Origin of the sequence: Pseudomonas sp. K5002 (assembly GCF_013386655.1) — a bacterium.
Taxonomy (GTDB): domain Bacteria; phylum Pseudomonadota; class Gammaproteobacteria; order Pseudomonadales; family Pseudomonadaceae; genus Aquipseudomonas.
This window is the reverse complement of sequence record NZ_JACARK010000351.1, coordinates 1-3905: the sequence shown is the minus strand read 5'-3', so window position 1 is coordinate 3905 and position 3905 is coordinate 1. Positions and strand designations below refer to the sequence as shown.

Below are 3905 nucleotides of genomic sequence, written 5' to 3'. Positions count from 1 at the left end.
GGCCTGGCAGTGGGCAAGCAGCAGCGGCGCTTCGAAGCGCGCCAGGTTGAGCAACAGTTGATCGCTGATCCAGCGCCCGGCACTTGCCGGGTCGGTCACGCGGGCTTGCTCCACGGCCATTTCCAGGCCCTGGGAATAGCTGTAGCCACCAATCGGCAGCTGCGGACTGGCCAGACGCAACAGCGCCCAGGCTGGGTTCATAGGCGTACGCCGAACTGGTGCAGCTTGGGCGGGTAGTTGAAGTCTTCGTCGCCATGGCGGGAATGGTGGTGGCCGCCGCCATAGGCGCCGTGTTCCGGCTGGAAGGGGGCCTCGATGGTCTCGGTCGTCGCGCCCAACTGATCGAGCATGGCCTTGAGCACGTAGTCATCGAGCAGGCGCAGCCAACCGTCACCCACTTGCAGGGCCACGTGGCGGTTGCCCAGGTGATAGGCGGCGCGGGTCAGTTCAAAGGCATTGCCGCAGGTGACGTGCAGCAGTTGTTCAGGCCGGGCGCACACGCGTACGACACGTCCGTCTTCAGCCTGTAGGAATTCGCCATCGTGCAGCGGCGGTTGGCCGCGCTCCAGAAACAGGCCGACGTCTTCTCCGTCGGCACTGAAACAGCGCAGGCGGCTTTTGCTGCGGGCTTCGAAATTCAGCAGCAACTCTGCGGCCCAGACGGGTTGGGGGGCGATTCGGCGGTGGATCACCAGCATCAGAAAGCTTCCAGCTATGAGCGATAAGCAAGCTAGAGCAAGGGTCTTGCCAACCACGCGGGGAGTAGGAATTCCCTGTAGGCAGGCGACTTGTGCCACCTGATGGCGCAGGAAATTATTCCAAAATGTTTCATTTTGGTGCGTGGTTGGATTTATAGCACCGGATCCGGGCGCTCGGCGTTGAATTCCATTGCTTGGTGCATGAAATTTCTTTCATCTTTTATGAGTTTTGATTGCTTGGGACTTTTCCTACGCACTTGCAGGATTTGCCGTGCGTTGCATTACGCGCTGTTTCATTAGGATTCCGCTCCGTATTTAATCTTCAGCGGTTTCCACCATGTACAAGTCATTTTTCTGTTTACTCATTGTCAGTTTGTCGCTCGCCATTTCATCTGCTTCGGCCAACCTTCAGCGTGCTCCGGCATTCGCCCCGCCACCTTCTATCGACAACGTGATCGACCGCGCCCACGAGCTGTTGGGCACGCCCTATAAATTGGGCGGCGCTTCGGTGAAGCAGGGCTTCGATTGCAGCAGCTTCCTGGTGTACCTGTTCAAGACCGAAGCCAACATTCATCTGCCTCGCACCACCTCGGCGATGCACCGCTCAACCGCGGCCACGGTCAAGCGCAATGCGTTGCAACCGGGTGATGCGGTGTTTTTCAGGGGCAATGGGCGCGGCCAGGTCAGCCACGTTGGTCTCTATATAGGAGAGGGCAAGTTCATCCACTCGCCACGCACGGGCAAAAGCGTGCGCATCGACTCACTGGCCAACAGCTATTGGAACCGGAACTACACCACCGCCAAGCGTTTTCACACCGTGCGCTGAGTTATTCGGTGCTGCCCAGGCCTTGCCAATGCTTGAGGCCGATAAAGATGAAACGCAGCTGCTGGGTGATCTTGGCTTGTGGCGTGAGGTGCGCAGGCAGCGCTTCGGCGGGCGGGTCGATAATGTCGGGCAGGGTGGCGAACACGCTCTTGACGATCAGGTCGGCCATCACGTGCAGGCCGTCGGCATCCAGGTGCTGGAGCTTGGGCATCAGGGTCAGGTCGGCGGCGAGGTCGCTGGCGATGTCCTCACGCAGGGCACCAATGGCTTGGCGAACGGCGAGGCTGCCACCGTATTGCTCGCGGGCCAGGAACAGGAATTGCGAACGGTTGGCGGCGACCACATCCAGGAAAATCCGTACCGAGGCATCAATGATGCCGCCCATCACGAATTCGTTGTGGCGCACCAGGCGAATCGTCGCGCGAAAGGTCTGGCCGACTTCGCTGACCAATACCAGGCCCAGCTGATCCATATCGGCAAAGTGACGGTAGAAACCGGTGGGCACGATGCCGGCGGTCTTGGCCACTTCACGCAGGCTGAGGCTGCCGAACCCACGGCCACACTCCATCAGATGGCGGGCTGCGTCCATCAGGGCGAGTCGGGTCTGTTGCTTCTGTTCGGCGCGGGGCAGCATTGGCAGGCGGGCTTTGTGGACAAGGACAGCGACGCACTCTAGCAAATCAGCTTTGCCAGCGTCGAACTTCAAAAGGGAGAAGGGCGTTGCGGTTCACACAAAGTCAAAGCCCGATCGGCTGATCGGGCTTTTTTCCAGGGCCAGCACGGGCTTAGCTCTGTGCTTGATGCAGTTCTGCCAGACGGTCAGCACCGCCTTCCACTACGCCGTCAGCATAAGCGCGTTTGTTGGCGCGGCTCGAACCATCTTCAACCAGGCCTTTCTGTTCCAGGCGATCACGACCACCTTCGGCAACAGCGTTGCGTTCCATCAGGCGATCAGCGCCACCTTCAACCAGGCCTTTCTGTTCCAGACGATCACGGCCACCTTCAGCAACGCCTTCGGTGTAAGCACGTTTGTTGGCTTGTTCCGAACCGTTTTCAGTGATGCTGCCGTTGTAGTCGGTGTTGTTCTTGTCCGAAGCGCCGCTGCGAGCCAGGGTTTGGCTGAAGTGGGAAGCGTCGGCTTTCACTTGTGGGGTTGCCTGTTCAGCAGCTGGCAGGGCAAATGCGCTGGTGGCCAGGAGGGAAAGTGCAAAGCTTGCGAGTATTTGGCGTTTCATGATGGGTTGCTCCTTGGGAGGGCGATAAATTGGGTACAGGGCTAATGCTACTCTTGATAAGTCGATATAAAAGTTCATAAACACAATGGTAATAATCAACAGAATTGATTGTTCCCTGCGAAGGCTCTATCTCGCAGGTCTCAAGCCCGCGCTTTTGCACCGAGGTGGGTATTTTCGACACGAACGTGGGTAACAACGGTGCGTCGTTGATGATTGAAACTGTCTGGTTGGTCAGGAAAGGCGGTTTTTATGAGGATTTCATCAATGGCGTTAAACCCCCGCGCCGTTTGTCAGTCGTAGCCATATAAGCTGTAGTCAAAACGCGCGCCGCAAAGCGCCCGCTCAGTCGTAACCTGGAGTCCTGTGCAATGACGCGCACTCGTAAAATTCTCGCCTGGAGCTGCGCCAGCTTCGTTTTGTTAATCGCCATTGTGGTGTTGGTCCTGGTGTTCTTTGACTGGAACCGGATCAAGCCGCCCCTCAACGCCAAGGTCTCCGAAGAACTGCATCGACCGTTTGCCATCAATGGCAACCTGGCCGTGGTGTGGCAGCGCGAGCCCGATGAAGGTGGCTGGCGCGCCTGGATTCCGTGGCCCCATGTGATTGCCGAAGACCTGACCCTGGGCAATCCCGACTGGTCGAAAGCCCCGCAGATGGTCACCCTCAAGCGCGTGGAGTTGCGTATCTCGCCCCTGGCGTTGCTGGCCCAGCGCGTGGTGATCCCGCGTATCGACCTCACCGAACCGAGTGCGCAGTTGCAGCGCCTGGCCGATGGCCGCGCCAACTGGACCTTCAAGTTCGACCCCAAGGACCCGAATGCCGAACCGTCCAACTGGGTGGTGGACATCGGCGCCATCGGCTTCGACAAAGGCCATGTGACCCTCGACGACCAGACTCTCAAGACCCAGCTCGACGTCGTGATCGACCTGCTCGGCAAGCCGATCCCCTTCGGCGAGATCGTCGGCGATGCCGACGCCAGGAAAGCCCTGGAAAAAGGCTCGGCGCCGCAGGATTACGCGTTCGGCCTCAAGGTCAAGGGCCAATACCACGGCCAGAAACTCGATGGCACCGGCAAGATCGGTGGCCTGCTGGCCTTGCAGGACGCGGCCAAGCCGTTCCCGCTGCAAGCCCAGGCCAGGATCGGCG

The 3905-nt window shown here is 59.2% G+C and carries 6 protein-coding genes; 2 read left to right on the top strand and 4 right to left on the bottom strand.

Features of this window, described 5'->3' with window-relative positions; genetic code table 11:
- Nucleotides 1–201 (bottom strand): urease accessory protein UreF (locus HX846_RS17155; RefSeq protein ID WP_306173126.1); only part of this gene is annotated, 201 nt, incomplete at its 3' end.
- On the bottom strand, nucleotides 198–698 hold the full coding sequence (ureE, locus tag HX846_RS17150) for an urease accessory protein UreE (RefSeq protein ID WP_008439076.1): 501 nt from the start codon (nucleotides 696–698) through the stop codon (nucleotides 198–200). The genes ureE and HX846_RS17155, both read right to left, overlap by 4 nt.
- Before the next feature lie 337 nt (nucleotides 699–1035).
- Between ureE and HX846_RS17145 the strand changes: the two genes are divergently transcribed.
- Nucleotides 1036–1524, top strand: coding sequence for a C40 family peptidase (locus tag HX846_RS17145; protein WP_087692460.1), 489 nt, complete (start codon nucleotides 1036–1038; stop codon nucleotides 1522–1524).
- A 1-nt stretch (nucleotide 1525) separates the two neighbouring features.
- Here the strand turns inward: HX846_RS17145 and HX846_RS17140 are convergent, their stop codons facing one another.
- Nucleotides 1526–2158 carry a TetR family transcriptional regulator gene (locus HX846_RS17140; protein ID WP_003217423.1) on the bottom strand — a complete coding sequence of 211 codons (633 nt, stop codon included), beginning with the start codon at nucleotides 2156–2158 and terminating at the stop codon, nucleotides 1526–1528.
- Nucleotides 2159–2309: 151 nt separating this feature from the next.
- A complete protein-coding gene (locus HX846_RS17135; protein WP_003217421.1) occupies nucleotides 2310–2759 on the bottom strand; it encodes a hypothetical protein in 450 nt (149 codons plus the stop codon).
- 368 nt (nucleotides 2760–3127) lie between these two features.
- Between HX846_RS17135 and HX846_RS17130 the strand changes: the two genes are divergently transcribed.
- On the top strand, nucleotides 3128–3905 hold a 778-nt coding region (locus tag HX846_RS17130), incomplete at its 3' end, for an AsmA family protein (RefSeq protein WP_178965765.1).